This window comes from Mycobacterium sp., from assembly GCF_035633495.1.
In the GTDB taxonomy this organism is placed as follows: Bacteria; Actinomycetota; Actinomycetes; order Mycobacteriales; family Mycobacteriaceae; genus Mycobacterium.
Window position 1 is genome coordinate 1 of sequence record NZ_DASQEU010000055.1, and the last position, 14,730, is coordinate 14,730.

A 14,730-nucleotide genomic window follows, 5' to 3' on the forward strand; every position below is an offset into this window, starting at 1 on the left:
CGTGGCTGCGGCCCCACTCGGCGAGCTTCGCCGCGACACCGTCCGTACCCGGGACGCGGAGGGCGTCGACGACGCACCCGCCGACGACGACGGCGGCAACGATCATGACCGCGAGGACGACGCGCGGCCAATGCCGACGCCGCGGCATCTGGTGCGAGGTGCGCTTGGCACCACGAGGCGGGTCGTCGCGCTCCAGCACGGTGACCACCGACCGCCCCCTCACGCCTCGCCGCCTGCCGACGATTCCTGCGGTCGAGGGTGCCAGGGCTCGCTGTCAGTGCGCTGGGGAGGAGGTGTGAGTGACGAGGTCCGCGACGATGCGGCCCAGTTCCCGACCCCGTTGCTCCTGGACGAAGTGTCCTGCGCCCGTGATGGTGACGTGGTTCTGCCCGCGTGCGCCCGGGACGCGCCGCTGGAACACGTGGTCCCAGCCGCGGGTCGCCGGATCCCCATCGGAGTATGCGGTGAGGAACGGCTTCTGCCATCGTTCCAGCATGGCCATGGTGGCGCGCCCGATGGCGGCGCCGGGGTCGTTGCGCGTGAGCGGGATGAGGGCGATGAGCTGTCGCAGACCCGCCTTGTAGGACCGGTCCGGGAAGGGGGCGTCGTAGGCGGCCCGTACGTCCGCAGGCAGAGGCCCCGCGACCGCGTCCAGGAAGGAGCTGGGCACGATGTCCGGCGACCGCTGGTAAAACGACACGTAGTCGAGAAGCGCCTCCTCCAACATCATTCGACTGTCACCCACCCCGTGGTGCGCCCAGGTGAGCTCGCCTTCCAGCGCAGGATCGCACGTGTGCAGGATGGTGTTGGTGGCCACGACGCGGGCGAAGCGGTCCTGGTCGCGAGCCAGCACGCTCAACCCGAGCGGTCCGCCCCAGTCCTGCGCAACGAGCGTGACGTCGCGCAGGTCCAGTCCGGTGACGAGAGCGTGTAGCCAGTCGACATGGCGTGCGAACGTGTAATCGGTTGGCTCCGTCAGCTTGTCGGAGCGACCGTAGCCGATGTTGTCGGGCGCGATGACCCGTTGCCCGGCATCGGCGAGGACGCCGATGACCTTCCGGTACAGATACGACCACGTGGGTTGACCGTGCATCAGCAGCACCACCGGCCCGTCCGCAGGACCAGCGTCCACGTAATGCATTCGCAGGGAGTCGATTCCCTTCGTGGCGACCTGAACGTAGTTCGGCGGGAACGGATAGTCGGGCAGGTCGTCGAACCGCTCGTCCGGCGTTCGCAGGACGCCCATCAGGAGTCACCGGCCGCGAGTGGACTCATTTCGCGAGTTGCGGGTAGAGGCCTGACACACCCTGTGCAAGGCCGGCCTGAACCCCGCGGCTGGTGTCGTCGGCAAGCACCTCGAAGGCCCCCTCCGCGACGGCGTCGAGGGCGAGGGCGGCGACGTCGGCGGGGTCGGACTTGGGAGCATCGAGACCTGCCGCCATGTCGGTGTCCATCAGACCGACGTGGAGCGCGGTCACCACGATCCCTCGGTCGACCAACTCAGCGCGGACCGCGTTCGTCATCGACCAGGCCGCCGACTTCGACGCGCAGTACCCGCTGAGGTCCGGGTAACTCACCCAGGACAGCACGGACAGCACGTTGAGGATCCCGCCGCCGCCGTTGCTCTCGATCAATGGCGCGAACGCCCGCACCATCGACAGCGCGCCGAAGTAGTTCGTCTCCATCTCCCGGCGCGCGCCGTCGAGATCGCCCGTGAGCAGGTTCACGTCAGCCGCGATGCCCGCGTTGTTGATCAGTAGCGTCACGTCGCCGGCCGCGGCCGCCGCGGCGGTCACCGAGGCCGCATTGGTGACGTCGACCGCCAACGGGATGGCGCCATCGACGTCGACCGAGTCCGGGTTGCGTGCCCCGGCATAGACCTTCGCACCACGCGCGAGGAGGTCGGCGGCGAACCGCCGTCCGAGTCCGCGGTTGGCGCCAGTGACGAGGGCAGTGCAGCCAGAGATGTCCATCGGACCATCCTGCACCTCGGCGACGCCGGCCGGATCCGCGGGGAATCCAGCAGAAGGTGTGGCTACCCCGCGTGCTTGAGCGTGCGACGGTAGGCGCCCGCGGTGGTCCCGACTGCCCTCTCGAAGTTGCCGCGCAGGGTCTCGGCCGAGCCGAAGCCCGCCATCGTGGCGACCTCGGAAACCGCGAAATCGCTTGTCTCGAGGAGAATCTTGGCTCGATTCACCCGCTCCTTGGCGATCCAGTCGAAAACGCTCATCCCGGTCGCGGCACGGAACTTCCGGACCAGGCTGCGTTCGCTCATGTGCTCGTGCCGGGCCAGTTCAGCCAGGGTGAGGGGCTCGTGGACGTTCTCGCGCAACCACTCCAGGAACGACTCGATGGACGAGGCGCCGTCGGCCCTCATCGAATGCTTGGTGAACTGCGCCTGGGCGCCGACCCGGTGCGGCGCGCTGACGAGGAGCCGACTGATGTCGTTGGCGACGGACTGGCCTCCAGCGCCACGAGGTTGAGTGCTAGGTCGGTCGCGGCGAAGATGCCGCCCGACGTGTGTACGGGCGGGTCGTCGACGTAGAGCCGGTCGACTCGCAACCGCACGTGCGGGAACGACGCGCGGAATGCGGGGGCGAGCAGCCAGTGGGTGGTGGCCGTCCGCCCGTCGAGTATCCCCGCCTGCGCCAGGAGGAACGCGCCGCGCAGAACGACACCAACCGCGCGCCCGCCTCACTGGCAGCACGCAGGCCGTCCAGCAGGTCGTCACTGCGCGGCGACAGCGGCTCGGCGACACCAGGCACTATCACGGTGTCGACCTCGCGCAGCCGCCCCAGCGGAGCCAACTCCCCCATGTCGATGCCGCCAGAAAGCACGAATCGTTGCTCCTCACCGCAGAGCGCGACGTCATAGGGCGAGTCCTCGTGATCTCACCCGTCGACATCGTCGACTCGAAAATGCCGACGTCCCGTCAGCTCCTCACGTAGCGAGGACACCGAACCCCGGGCCGATTCGCCTACGTCGGCGGGCGACTCCGCGGCTCTCATTACTTTTTGATCACCGGCGGCGCGGCGCCGCACCGCGTGACCGTGGACGGCAGACCATGGGTCGGGACGAAGACGTCCTCCACCCGATGCCGACCAGAAATCAGCCGCAATGTGATGACGTGTGCAGAAGCCCGCGAACACCGCGGAGCGTCGCCTCCCAGACCGAGCCGAGGTGACGACGAGGCATCGATCGGCACCCTATTGAGGTGCCAAAGCTCGAATCAGGGGCTCATTCGGTACAGTCAGTGCGTCCGACCCACCCGGGCGCCGCGAACCCCCATGGATCCGCGGTACCCGGGCATTAGCCAGAGGAGTCACGCTTCCGCTTTCATCACGGCCCGCAATGGCCGATGATGATTCTTTTCGTGCTGCTCATGCGGCGATGGCGCCTAGTCCCCGCGCTACCTCTCGAAGGTGCTCGACAGAGGACTGCTCGACGATCCAGATTTGCATCGCCGCCAACGCGCCAGAGCCAGAAGGATTTTCGTGAGCACATTCACTGACACGATGTTCGCCAACGCGAGCAAGAGTCGCAACGGCATGACCACGGGCGACCCGGGCGCGCCAATCCGGTACGCCTGGAGCGAGGTACACGAACGCGCGCGACGCATCTCGGGCGGATTAGCGGCAGCGGGAATCGGACACGGGGATTCCGTCGCGGTACTCGCCGGCGCTCCGGTCGAAATCGCCCCGGCCGCTCAGGGCATCTGGATGCGCGGCGCCAGCTTGACGATGCTGCACCAACCCACTCCGCGCACCGACCTGCTGCGTTGGGCGCAGGAGACCACGGACATCATCGGAATGATCGAAGCAAAAGTGGTCATCGTGTCCGATCCGTTCATGCCCGCGGCACCGGTCTTGGCCGACCGCGGGATTCGCGTGCTCACCGTCGAGCACCTGCTGACCCATGACCCCGTCGATCCCTTGGCCACCGCCGACGACGACCTCGCGCTGATGCAGCTGACGTCCGGATCGACCGGCTTCCCGAAGGCCGTGTGCATCTCGCACGCCAACATCGTGGCCAATGCCGAGGCCATGTTCGTCGGCGCGAACTTCGACACGGACACCGACGTGATCGTCAGCTGGCTGCCGTGCTTTCACGACATGGGCATGACGGGCTTTCTGACCGTTCCGATGTACTTCGGCGCCGAGCTCGTGAAGGTCACGCCGATGGACTTCCTGCACGACATCCTGCTGTGGGCGAAGCTGATCGACAAGTACAAGGGCACGATGACGGCGGCGCCCAACTTCGCCTACAACTTGTTGGCCAAGCGCTTGCGCAGGCAGGCCACCGTGGGTCAGTTCGACCTGTCGTCGCTGCGCTGGGCCCTCTCCGGAGCAGAACAGGTCGACCCGGCCGACGTCGAAGACCTGTGCGAAGCGGGTGCGCCGTTCGGGCTGCGGCGAGAGGCGATCGTGCCTGCCTACGGCATGGCCGAGACGACGGTCGCCGTGTCGTTCACCGAGTGCGGTGCGGGCATGGTCGTCGACGAAGTCGACGCCGATCTACTGTCGGTGCTTCACCGCGCCGTTCCCGCCACGAAGGGCAACACCCGACGCTTGGTCTCTCTGGGCCAGCCGATCGACGGGCTGGAGGCTCGCATCGTCGACGAGGACAGCGGAATGCTGCCTGCCCGCGCGGTCGGCGTGATCCAGGTGCGCGGCAAGCCGGTGACCAGGGGTTACATCACGATGGCCGGTTTCATCGGAGCGCAGGACGACATGGGTTGGTACGACACCGGCGACATGGGCTACCTGACCGAGGTCGGTGACATCGTCGTCTGCGGCAGGGTGAAGGACGTCATCATCATGGCGGGCAAGAACATCTACCCGACTGATATCGAGCGCGCTGCCACCCGCGTGTCGGGCGTGCGTCCGGGTTGCTCGGTGGCGGTGCGCCTCGACGCCGGCCTGTCACGCGAAACCTTCGCCGTCGCAGTCGAGTCGAACGACTACGACGACCCCGTCCAGGTGCGCCGAATCGAGCGTCAGGTGGCCCACGAGGTCTTCGCCGACGTTGACGTCCGGCCACGCAACGTCGTAGTGCTGCAGCCGGGCGTCATCCCGAAGACGCCGTCGGGCAAGCTTCGGCGCGCGCACGCGTTGTCGCTCGTGGACTAGGACGCCGAACTACTAGGACGTCGAACTACGGCGGTCCCTGGCACGGCCGAGGTCCTTCTGCACGGGCGCGGGGACCGGTCGCTGAGCACCGTCGCCCCTGGCCGCGTCGACGATCTCGGCGGCGGTGCGAAAGAGTGGCGTCGCCTGATGGGCAGCACTCAAGGGCAGTCCCGCCGCGATCCGCAGCAGCAGGCCCGCCAAGGTACCCGGCGTCAGACTCGGAATGATCAGCAGGTTGGCACTGGCGTCGCGACCCGTGACCGTCATCAGATGCTGATGCTTGTTCTGCCAATGACGTGAATTCAGGTCCGGCAGGTTCTCCGACATCGACCAGTTGACCGAGATGTCGACGACTTCACCAAGCCGTCCGTGCAGAACGCCAACGAGCTCGGGGAGCTCTCTGGCCAGCCGGTTGGAGTGTGGCCACCACGCGCCGTCGACCCGACGGCCGAGCTGGCCGCAAAGGGTGAGGCGGACGGGGCTCGCCGTTCGTCGCGAAGGCGCGCTGGTCACGCCGCGACTGTCGACGGCGATGCGCGATGATTGCGGGCCATCAAGCGAATCCTTCGCGATTGGAGAAAGCCGTCGCGCGAAGCGCAACGACAGTCGGATCGAATCCACGTTGATGTCACTCGCGCGGGGTTCCGCACGACTCATCGTTGACGACGAAGCGGCTCACCCTTGAGCCTACGCATGCCCGGCGACGCCGCGGCCCCCCAGGTTCGCGAACGGCCCACCCTCCGCCACCGCCCGCCACGAGAGCCGGACGGGTCACTACCCTTGACCCCGTGTCCGATCTCGTACTGATGCAGGTCCAAGACCGCGTCGCACTCATCACGGTCAACGACCCCGACCGCCGCAACGCGGTCACCGTCGAGATCTCCGCAGCGTTGCGCGCAGCGGTCGATGCCGCTGAAGACGACCCTGACGTCCATGCGGTCATCGTCACCGGGGCGGGCAAGGCGTTCTGCGCGGGCGCCGACCTGACGGCGCTCGGCGCCGCGGCCGAGGACGGCCTCCGGGTGATCTACGACGGCTTCCTCGCAGTGGCCAACTGTTCGTTGCCGACGATCGCCGCGGTGAACGGGGCTGCCGTCGGCGCCGGATTGAATCTGGCGCTTGCGGCCGACGTCCGCATCTCGGGTCCCGCCGCCGTCTTCGATCCGCGATTTCAGAAGCTCGGCATCCACCCGGGTGGCGGCGCCACGTGGATGCTCCAGCGCGCGGTCGGGCCGCAGGTCGCACGCGCCTCCCTGCTGTTCGGGATGCGCTTCGACGCTGAGGCATCGGTGCAGTACGGACTGGCACTGCGGATCGCCGACGATCCGGTCGCCGTCGCGCGTGAACTGGCAGCAGGCCCAGCGTCGGCGCCGCGTGACGTCGTGATCGCGACCAAGGCGTCGATGCGTGCGACCGCCAACCCGGGAACCGTTGACACCGAACAACACCGCATGGCGGTCGACGTCGAGATCGGCCCGCAGGCGGTGTCCATCGAATCACCCGAGTTCGCAGCCCGATTGGCGGCCGCGAAGCGCAAGTAGCGGCTATGCGCCGGGGGCGAGGTGAACGATCCGCTCCGCGCGACGCAGCACCGGCATGTCCACCATCTGACCGTCGAACTGGAAGACGCCCCGCTCCGACCGCGCCGCGTCGAGGACCCCGTGCGCCCAACGCGCCTGCTCGTCGGTCGGGGCGTAACCGGCCCTGATCACCGCGACCTGGGTCGGATGGATCGCGACCTTCGCGTCGAATCCGACCGCCACCGCGTCGTCGGCCTCGGTGCGGAGCCCGTCGAGGTCCTTGATGTCGAGGTACACCGAGTCGAGTGCCATCTTTCCGTACGCCTTCGCGGCCAGAAGACTCTGGGAGCGAACGTGTTTCGCAACGTCGCGATAACTGCCGTCGGCATGGCGGTTGGCCGTGCCACCGAGGACGGCGAACAGGTCTTCGGCACCCCACATCAAGGCCACGGTGTTGTCCACCCGCGCCAGGTCGGCGACCGACAATGCAGCAAGGGGTGTCTCGATCAACACCACCACGTCCAGCGGAGCCAACGAACTCACCTGTTCGGGGGTCTCGGTCTTGGCCAGCATCACGGTGCGGTATTCGGTGTGGGCCAGGGCCGCGAGATCGAGTGCGTGATCGGGGGTGCCCACGGGGTTGACCCGCACGACGGTCCGGCTCGGGTCGAGCCTCGTCTCCAACAGCGCCGCGCGACCGGACTCCCGGTCCTTGGCCGCGACGCCGTCCTCGAGGTCGAGGATGACGACGTCTGCGGCAGCGGCGGCCTTCTCGAACCGCTCGGGGCGGTCGGCCGGGCAGAACAGCCAGCCCGGCCCGGTCTGAGCCAGCGTCATCAGGCCTCCTCGGCAGGGCGCTTGCGCACCATGGTCTTTCGCGACGCCGTGGCCACGACGTCGCCCTGCTGGTTGCGGCCGGTGTGTGCGAAGGTCACGATGCCCTCCCCCGGACGGCTCTTCGACTCGCGCTTGTCGGTCACCTCGGTCTCGGCGTACAGGGTGTCGCCGTGGAACAGCGGCTTCGGAAACGCGACGTCACTGAAACCCAGATTCCCGACGATGGTGCCCTGCGTCAGCTGGGCGACCGACAGTCCCACCAACGTCGACAGCGTGAACATCGAGTTGACCAAGCGCTGGTTGAACGGCGGCAACGCCTCCGAGAAGGCCGCGTCCAGGTGCAGGGCCTGAGTGTTCATGGTCAGCGTGGTGAACAGGACGTTGTCGGCCTCGGTGACGGTCCGACCCGGACGGTGCTGGTAGAGCACCCCGGGCTCGAACTCCTCGAACCACAGGCCCCGCTGGACGACCACCCGCTGGTGCGTCACAGGCCGGCCTGTCTTGCGATCAGCATCAACTGCACTTCCGTTGTCCCCTCACCGATTTCGAGGATCTTGCTGTCCCGGTAGTGACGCGCGACGGGGTACTCGTTCATGAAGCCGTAACCGCCGAAGATCTGGGTACCGTCGCGAGCGTTGTCCATCGCCGCCTCACTGGCGACGAGCTTGGCAATCGCGGCCTCCTTCTTGAAGGGCTTGCCCGCCAACATCAGTGCCGCCGCGTCGTAGTAGGCCGTACGAGCAGTGTGAGCACGGGCCTCCATCCGCGCGATCTTGAACGCGATGGCCTGGTAGGTGCCGATCGCGGCGCCGAACGCTTCGCGCTGCTTGGCGTACTTGACGCACTCGTCGACGCACCCCTGGGCGACACCCACCGACAGTGCGGCGATTGCGATGCGTCCTTCGTCGAGAATCCGGAGAAAGTTGGCGTAGCCTCGTCCTCGCTCGCCCAGCAGGTTCTCCTCCGGCACGCGCACGTCGTCGAAGCTGAGCGGATGCGTGTCCGACGCGTTCCAGCCGACCTTGTCGTACGCGGGTTCGGCGGTGAAGCCGGGCGTCGGGACGGGCACCAGAATCGACGAGATCTCCTTCTTGCCGTCCTGCCCCCCGGTCACGGCCGTCACCGTCACCAGCTTGGTGATGACGGTGCCCGAGTTGGTGATGAACTGCTTGGAGCCGTTGATGACCCAGTGGCCGTCGTCGAGCTTGGCGGTGGTCTTGGTGGCCCCGGCGTCGGTGCCTCCGCCCGCCTCGGTGAGCCCGAACGCACCGAGCGCCTTGCCGCTCGTCAGCAGCGGCAGCCACTCCTGCTTCTGCGCGTCGTTCCCGAAGCGATACACCGGCATTGCGCCCAGCGACACCCCGGCTTCCAAGGTGATGGCGACGCTCTGGTCGACCTTGCCCAACTCCTCGAGAGCCAGGCACAGCGCGAAGTAGTCACCGCCCATGCCGCCGTACTCCTCGGGGAAGGGCAGCCCAAACAGCCCCATGTCGGCCATCCCCGACACGACCTCGTACGGAAAGGAGTGCTCCGCATCGTGTTTCGCGGCCACGGGCGCGACGACGCTTCTGGCGAAGTCGCGGACGGTCTTGGCCAGCTGCTCGTAGTGATCGGGCAGCGTGCCGGTGGACAGAAAGTCGCTCATGACTGAGCCTCCTCCGGTTGAACGGTGATACGGGCCAGCGGTTGGCCCACCTTGACTTGATCGCCGACGGCGACGAGTAATTCGACGACTCCGTCGACCGGTGCCGACAGGGTGTGTTCCATCTTCATGGCCTCCACGGTCACGATGACGGCGCCAGCTTTCGCCATCGCGCCATCCTCCACGCCGACGGCGACGACCGAACCCGGCATCGGACTGACGAGTTCGGCGTCTCCGCTGTGCTCGTCGTCGGGCCGCACCGGCGCCTCGTGCAACTCTTCGAGCGGTACGACTCCATCATCCCCGGCGAGCCAGATCCGGTGGTCGGCGTCAGCGACGCGGTACTCGGTACGCCATCCCGCCAGGGTGACGGCCAGTGTGTCTCCGTCGAGAATCACTGCCAGAGTGCGCGGTTCCCCACCCTCGACGATCACGGTGGCCGCACGAGGGTGACCGACGATTCGGACGTGATCGGTGCGCTCACCCGACCGTAGCCGCAGCACGGTCGCCGCGGGCTCGCCCATCCGCCACCCCGACGGCACCGACCACAGATCGCCGGTGGCCTTCTGGAAGTTCCGCAGCCAGCGGTAGGCCGCGGCGGCGGCGAACTCCTCGTCGCCGGCCGTGCGTCCCGAGAAGTCGCCTACCCGCCTGTCCAGGAGTCCGGTGTCCAGCCGGCCTTGGGCCACGTCGGGGTCGACGAGCAGGAAGCGCAGGAAGTCGATGTTGGTGACCACCCCGAGCACGGCGGTGCGGCCGAGCGCGCGGTCCAGGCTTCGCAGCGCCTCCGCACGGTCGGCGCCGTGGGCGATGACCTTGGCCAGCATCGGGTCGTAGTCACTGCCGACCACCGTGCCGGCGAACAGGCCCGAATCGATCCGCACCCCTGGTCCATTCGGCTCGCGAACGACCAGCACGTCGCCACCCGTCGGTAGGAAGCCGTGAGCCGGATCCTCGGCGTACACGCGGGCCTCGATGGCGTGTCCGGTCATCACGACGTCGTCCTGGCGAGCCGTGAGCTGCTCCCCGGCGGCGATGCGGACCTGCCACTCCACCAGGTCCCAGCCGGTGACCTCCTCGGTCACGGGGTGTTCTACCTGCAGTCGGGTGTTCATCTCCATGAAGAAGAACTCGTCCGGGTTCGCCGCGCCGACGATGAACTCGACGGTGCCCGCCCCCACGTAGTCGACGCTGCGGGCGGTGTCACACGCGGCGGCACCGATGCGGGCGCGGGTGGCCGGGTCCAGCAGCGGCGAAGGCGCCTCTTCGATGACCTTCTGATGGCGGCGTTGCAAGCTGCACTCGCGTTCGCCGAGGTGGATGACGTTCCCATGGCCATCGGCGAGCACCTGCACCTCGATGTGCCTGGGAACCAACACGAACCGCTCCAGAAAGAGGGTGTCATCGCCGAAGGCCGCTGCCGATTCGCGACGCGCGCTCGTCAATGCGGCGGGCAGGTCCACCGACCGCTCGACCATGCGCATGCCCTTGCCGCCGCCACCCGCGGACGGCTTGACGAGCACGGGGTAGCCGATCTCGGTGGCGGCGGCGACCAGTTCGGCGTCGGTCAAGCCTGGGCGGGCGATACCGGGAACCACCTGCACCCCGAATCGCGACACGGTGTCCTTGGCCGTGATCTTGTCGCCCATGGTGGCGATCGCGTGCGCAGGCGGACCGATGAACACGATGCCCGCTCTGTCGAGGGCGGCCGCGAATTCGGCGTTCTCCGAGAGGAATCCGTACCCGGGGTGTACCGCTTGTGCACCGGTGCGGGCCGCAGCACCGACGACGGCGTCGATGTCCAGATAGCTCTGCCGCGCGGGCGCAGGGCCCAGGCGTACGGCCGTATCGGCCTCGGCGACGTGGCGGGCACCAACATCGGCGTCGCTGAAGACGGCGACGGAACGGATTCCCATGGCCCGCAACGTGCGGATGACCCGCACGGCGATTTCGCCGCGATTGGCAACCAGGACGGTATCGAAGCTCTTCGTGCTCATGGGGTCACATCCTGAAGACGCCGTAGGACACGGGCTCGAGCGGAGCCTGTGCGACGACCGAGAGTGCGAGGCCGACAACTGTTCTGGTGTCGGCGGGGTCGATGACGCCGTCGTCCCAGAGCCGAGCCGTGGAGTAGTACGGATTACCCTGCCGCTCGTACTGCTCGCGGATGGGCGCCTTGAAGGCCTCTTCCTCCTCTGACGTCATGTCACCGCCGACGGTCGCCAGCACCGAGGCGGCCTGCTCGCCCCCCATCACGGAGATCCGCGCATTGGGCCACATCCACAGGAAGCGAGGCGAATACGCGCGCCCACACATCGAGTAGTTGCCCGCGCCGTAGGACCCGCCGATCACGACGGTCAGCTTGGGGACCCTGGCGCAGGCGACGGCGGTCACCATCTTCGCGCCGTGCTTGGCGATGCCACCGGCTTCGTAGTCGCGGCCGACCATGAAACCCGCGATGTTCTGCAGGAACAGCAGCGGCGTGGAGCGCTTGTCGCACAGCTCGATGAAATGTGCCCCCTTCAAGGCCGATTCGCCGAAGAGCACCCCGTTGTTGGCGACGATCCCGACGGGGTGACCGTGGATGCGGGCGAAGCCCGTGATCAGCGTGGAGCCGTACTCGGCTTTGAACTCGGTGAACTCGCCCCCGTCGACGATGCGAGTGATCACCTCGTGCACGTCGTAGGGCACTTTCGAGTCGGTGGGCACGACGTCGTAGAGCTCGCTCTGATCGGCGATGGCGTCGACGGTCGGCCGTACCTCCCAAGGGGTTGGTATCCGCGGCCCCAGCGTGGCGACGATCTTCCGCACGATCCGCAGCGCGTCGCGATCGTCGTGCGCGAGGTGGTCGGTGACGCCCGATACCTTCGAGTGCAAGTCACCGCCGCCGAGTTCCTCGGCCGTCACCACTTCTCCGGTGGCGGCCTTCACCAACGGCGGCCCGCCGAGAAAGATCGTGCCCTGATTGCGCACGATCACGGCCTCGTCGCTCATGGCGGGCACGTAGGCGCCGCCCGCGGTGCAGGAGCCGAGCACGGCCGCGATCTGCGGGATGCCCTGGGCACTGAGATTGGCTTGGTTGAAGAAGATCCGACCGAAGTGCTCACGATCGGGAAAGACCTCGTCCTGCCGCGGCAGGAAGGCGCCACCGGAGTCGACGAGGTAGACGCACGGCAGCCGGTTCTGGGCCGCAACCTCCTGTGCGCGTAGGTGTTTCTTGACGGTGATGGGGTAGTACGTACCGCCCTTGACCGTGGCGTCGTTGGCCACGACCATGCATTCGCGTCCCGACACCCGCCCGATGCCCGCGATCATCCCCGCCCCAGGGCACTCGTCGTCGTACATGCCATCGGCCGCCAGCGGCGCCAGTTCGAGGAACGGGCTGCCCGGGTCTAGCAGTCCGTCAACCCTGTCGCGCGGCAACAACTTGCCCCTGCTGACGTGACGCTCCCGCGCGCGTTCGGAACCACCGAGCGCGGCGGCGGCGAGTTTCTCGCGCAGCTGTGCGACCAGCGAGAGATGCTGCTCGCGATGAGATACGAGCGTTGCCATGCCCACCCGTCCGTTTGAGTTAATGACGACTAACTGATGGTATGTTAGTGAGCATTAACCGAAAAGTCCACGAGCGCGGGGAGGCGGGGATGGCACGGAGTTCACCGTCGGCCGCGCCGGGGACACGGCGCAGTAAGGCCAAGTCCGACCGCCGCTCACAACTCGTCGCCGCCGCCGAACGGCTCGTCGCCGAACACGGCTTCCTCGCCGTACGCCTCGAGGACATCGGCGCAGCCGCCGGCGTGACGGGACCAGCGATCTACCGCCACTTCCCCAACAAGGAAGCGCTGCTGGTCGAACTGCTCGTCGGCATCAGCACCCGACTGCTCGCCGGCGCGACGGACGTCGTCGCCAACATCGACGACCCAGCGGTGGCACTCGACGATCTGATCGACTTCCACCTCGACTTCGTCTTCACCGAGCCCGACCTGATCCGGATTCAGGATCGCGACCTGGCACATCTGCCGGCGGCCGCCAAGCGCCAGGTCCGCCGTGCGCAGCGGCAATACGTGGAGATCTGGGTCGACGTACTGCGGCGACTCTCCGACGAACTCGACGAGAACGACGCGAGACTGATGGCTCACGCCACCTTCGGGCTGCTCAACTCCACCCCGCACAGCGTCAAACCCGGCGCGGTCCGCGACTCGTCGCGAGCCGTTCTTAGGGCGATGACGCTCGCGGCGCTGGATTCTGCAGGACGCAGCTGAGACGGACTAGTACCAAACCCGCCTGCCGCCGACCGCGTGGCCAGCTGCGCCGAGCAACCAGAACACCGCTCCGATCACCAGCGCCACCACTCCGACGTAGGTCACGATCGAGACTCCGAACACCAATCCCAGAATCAGGAGAATTACTCCGATGGCAATCATGTCGACTCCTGGTGAGGACTACTGGCTGGGCTGCGGCACGTTGACCTTGACGTCGCAGTCGGCCACCTTTGGATTTACCCCCGCGTAGTTCAGCGGCCCCGCAACCACGGTGAGAGCGATGGTTCCGGCTGTGGCACAACTGGTTTCAGAAGACTTGAAATAGTCCCGCTGATATGCGGCGAAGACGCCGATAAGCAGCCAGACAAGGACGATCGTGCCGATGATTCCGCTACCTCGCATGCTGGACCTCCATGTCCGTAGTCCGCCGAGACGGCGTTGCCAGGGTTTACCCGTCCGATAACTGCGGTAAACCCGTCGGCGTCGATTCACTGCCTCGGGAATCGGCCATCCCCGGCGCAGGTACCCTGCAGACATGAGGTGGACATGACGGATCCATCGCGCCCCGACGGGTGGGGCCAGGAACATCCAGGTACCTACAACTACCCCGCCTTTCCCGGTTCGCCGTACGGCCAGCAGTCGCCATACCCTCCGGCGCACCAAGCGGACACGGGGCTCAAGCCCACCGAGCAGCTGCCCGCGTACTCGCCGTACGGGCAGGATCCCCATGCGACGGGGCAGTACGATCCCGCGAACCCGCCGGGCGGGTACCCGCCCGAGCCGTCGCAGCCCGGTGGCCACAACCCACGGCGTTGGCTGTGGGTCCTCGCGGCGACGGCGCTCCTGATCGTTCTTGGACTGGTCATCGGCCTCGTCATCGTCAACAGCTCGCAGCAGAACACGGTCGTGGCACCCCCGCAGACGCCCATCGAGCCCTCCATGACCGCGCCGTCCACGACCACCCGCATGCCCACCACAACGCGGACCCCCACCCCCGCCCCGACGACGACGCCCGGCACGGCCCCCCCGCCCGGTCAGACCGACCCGAGCGATACGCACACGGTCGTGTACTCAGTCGCGGGCGAGGGCCGCGCGATCAGCATTCTCTACCTCGATACCGGCGGTGTTCTGCAGACGGAGTTCAACGTTCTGCTGCCGTGGACCAAGGAGGTTCAGCTCGCGGGGGCGGCCAACAGTTCGGCGAGCGTCAGCATCGTCAACTTCGGTCGCGAGCTCACGTGCTCGATCACCATCGACGGCGCCGAGACGCAGCAGAAAACCGGTACCGGCCTGACGTTGTGCACGGCGCTGGGATCTCGCTAGCGCGAACGATTCGGCACGCG

Annotated in this window: 17 protein-coding genes; 4 read left to right on the forward strand and 13 right to left on the reverse strand. The window is 67.3% G+C overall.

The window, feature by feature from the left end; genetic code table 11:
• The 5 genes from VET27_RS08325 to VET27_RS08345 form a co-directional block, all read right to left on the reverse strand.
• Positions 1–208, reverse strand: a 208-nt coding sequence (locus tag VET27_RS08325) for a hypothetical protein (protein WP_526516939.1), incomplete at its 3' end; no start/stop codon positions are given.
• Positions 209–274: 66 nt separating this feature from the next.
• Entirely contained in the window at positions 275–1,246 is a 972-nt protein-coding gene (locus VET27_RS08330; protein ID WP_526516941.1) for an alpha/beta fold hydrolase, read from the reverse strand.
• Between the two features lie 25 nt (positions 1,247–1,271).
• Positions 1,272–1,973: an SDR family oxidoreductase gene (locus VET27_RS08335; RefSeq protein WP_526516943.1), complete on the reverse strand. Its 702-nt coding sequence runs from the start codon at positions 1,971–1,973 to the stop codon at positions 1,272–1,274.
• 62 nt (positions 1,974–2,035) lie between these two features.
• The gene (locus VET27_RS08340) at positions 2,036–2,377 is read right to left on the reverse strand and encodes a helix-turn-helix domain-containing protein (RefSeq protein WP_526516945.1); all 342 of its coding nucleotides are present in this window, start codon (positions 2,375–2,377) and stop codon (positions 2,036–2,038) included.
• Positions 2,378–2,486: 109 nt separating this feature from the next.
• On the reverse strand, positions 2,487–2,837 hold the full coding sequence (locus VET27_RS08345) for a hypothetical protein (protein ID WP_526516947.1): 351 nt from the start codon (positions 2,835–2,837) through the stop codon (positions 2,487–2,489).
• Between the two features lie 657 nt (positions 2,838–3,494).
• Between VET27_RS08345 and VET27_RS08350 the strand changes: the two genes are divergently transcribed.
• Positions 3,495–5,129 carry a fatty acyl-AMP ligase gene (locus VET27_RS08350; protein WP_526516949.1) on the forward strand — a complete coding sequence of 545 codons (1,635 nt, stop codon included), beginning with the start codon at positions 3,495–3,497 and terminating at the stop codon, positions 5,127–5,129.
• A gap of 12 nt (positions 5,130–5,141) precedes the next feature.
• Here VET27_RS08350 and VET27_RS08355 read toward each other — a convergent pair whose 3' ends face one another.
• Entirely contained in the window at positions 5,142–5,642 is a 501-nt protein-coding gene (locus VET27_RS08355) for a DUF5994 family protein (RefSeq protein ID WP_526516951.1), read from the reverse strand.
• Between the two features lie 293 nt (positions 5,643–5,935).
• Here VET27_RS08355 and VET27_RS08360 point away from each other — a divergent pair, with 293 nt between their 5' ends.
• Positions 5,936–6,670, forward strand: a complete 735-nt coding sequence (locus VET27_RS08360) for an enoyl-CoA hydratase (RefSeq protein WP_526516971.1) — start codon at positions 5,936–5,938, stop codon at positions 6,668–6,670.
• Positions 6,671–6,673: 3 nt separating this feature from the next.
• Here the strand turns inward: VET27_RS08360 and VET27_RS08365 are convergent, their stop codons facing one another.
• Genes VET27_RS08365 through VET27_RS08385 form a run of 5 tightly spaced genes read right to left on the reverse strand, consistent with a single transcriptional unit; the run spans position 6,674 to position 12,680 of the window.
• Positions 6,674–7,486 (reverse strand): HpcH/HpaI aldolase/citrate lyase family protein, encoded by an 813-nt coding sequence (locus tag VET27_RS08365; protein ID WP_526516953.1) that lies wholly within the window; start codon positions 7,484–7,486, stop codon positions 6,674–6,676.
• Complete coding sequence (locus VET27_RS08370; protein ID WP_526516955.1) at positions 7,486–7,974, reverse strand: MaoC family dehydratase; 489 nt, start codon at positions 7,972–7,974, stop codon at positions 7,486–7,488. The genes VET27_RS08365 and VET27_RS08370 overlap by 1 nt, the downstream gene beginning before the upstream one ends.
• Positions 7,971–9,131: an acyl-CoA dehydrogenase family protein gene (locus VET27_RS08375; protein WP_526516957.1), complete on the reverse strand. Its 1,161-nt coding sequence runs from the start codon at positions 9,129–9,131 to the stop codon at positions 7,971–7,973. Before VET27_RS08375 ends, VET27_RS08370 begins: the two co-directional genes overlap by 4 nt.
• Positions 9,128–11,125, reverse strand: a complete 1,998-nt coding sequence (locus VET27_RS08380; RefSeq protein ID WP_526516959.1) for an acetyl/propionyl/methylcrotonyl-CoA carboxylase subunit alpha — start codon at positions 11,123–11,125, stop codon at positions 9,128–9,130. The genes VET27_RS08375 and VET27_RS08380 overlap by 4 nt, the downstream gene beginning before the upstream one ends.
• 4 nt (positions 11,126–11,129) lie before the next feature.
• A complete protein-coding gene (locus VET27_RS08385; protein ID WP_526516961.1) occupies positions 11,130–12,680 on the reverse strand; it encodes a carboxyl transferase domain-containing protein in 1,551 nt (516 codons plus the stop codon).
• A gap of 89 nt (positions 12,681–12,769) precedes the next feature.
• Between VET27_RS08385 and VET27_RS08390 the strand changes: the two genes are divergently transcribed.
• Entirely contained in the window at positions 12,770–13,387 is a 618-nt protein-coding gene (locus VET27_RS08390; RefSeq protein WP_526516963.1) for an SACE_7040 family transcriptional regulator, read from the forward strand.
• 6 nt (positions 13,388–13,393) lie between these two features.
• Here the strand turns inward: VET27_RS08390 and VET27_RS08395 are convergent, their stop codons facing one another.
• On the reverse strand, positions 13,394–13,549 hold the full coding sequence (locus VET27_RS08395; protein WP_526516965.1) for a DUF6131 family protein: 156 nt from the start codon (positions 13,547–13,549) through the stop codon (positions 13,394–13,396).
• 18 nt (positions 13,550–13,567) lie between these two features.
• Positions 13,568–13,789 (reverse strand): hypothetical protein, encoded by a 222-nt coding sequence (locus tag VET27_RS08400; RefSeq protein WP_526516967.1) that lies wholly within the window; start codon positions 13,787–13,789, stop codon positions 13,568–13,570.
• Between the two features lie 144 nt (positions 13,790–13,933).
• Here VET27_RS08400 and VET27_RS08405 point away from each other — a divergent pair, with 144 nt between their 5' ends.
• On the forward strand, positions 13,934–14,710 hold the full coding sequence (locus VET27_RS08405) for an MmpS family transport accessory protein (protein ID WP_526516969.1): 777 nt from the start codon (positions 13,934–13,936) through the stop codon (positions 14,708–14,710).
• Positions 14,711–14,730 lie beyond the last annotated feature (20 nt).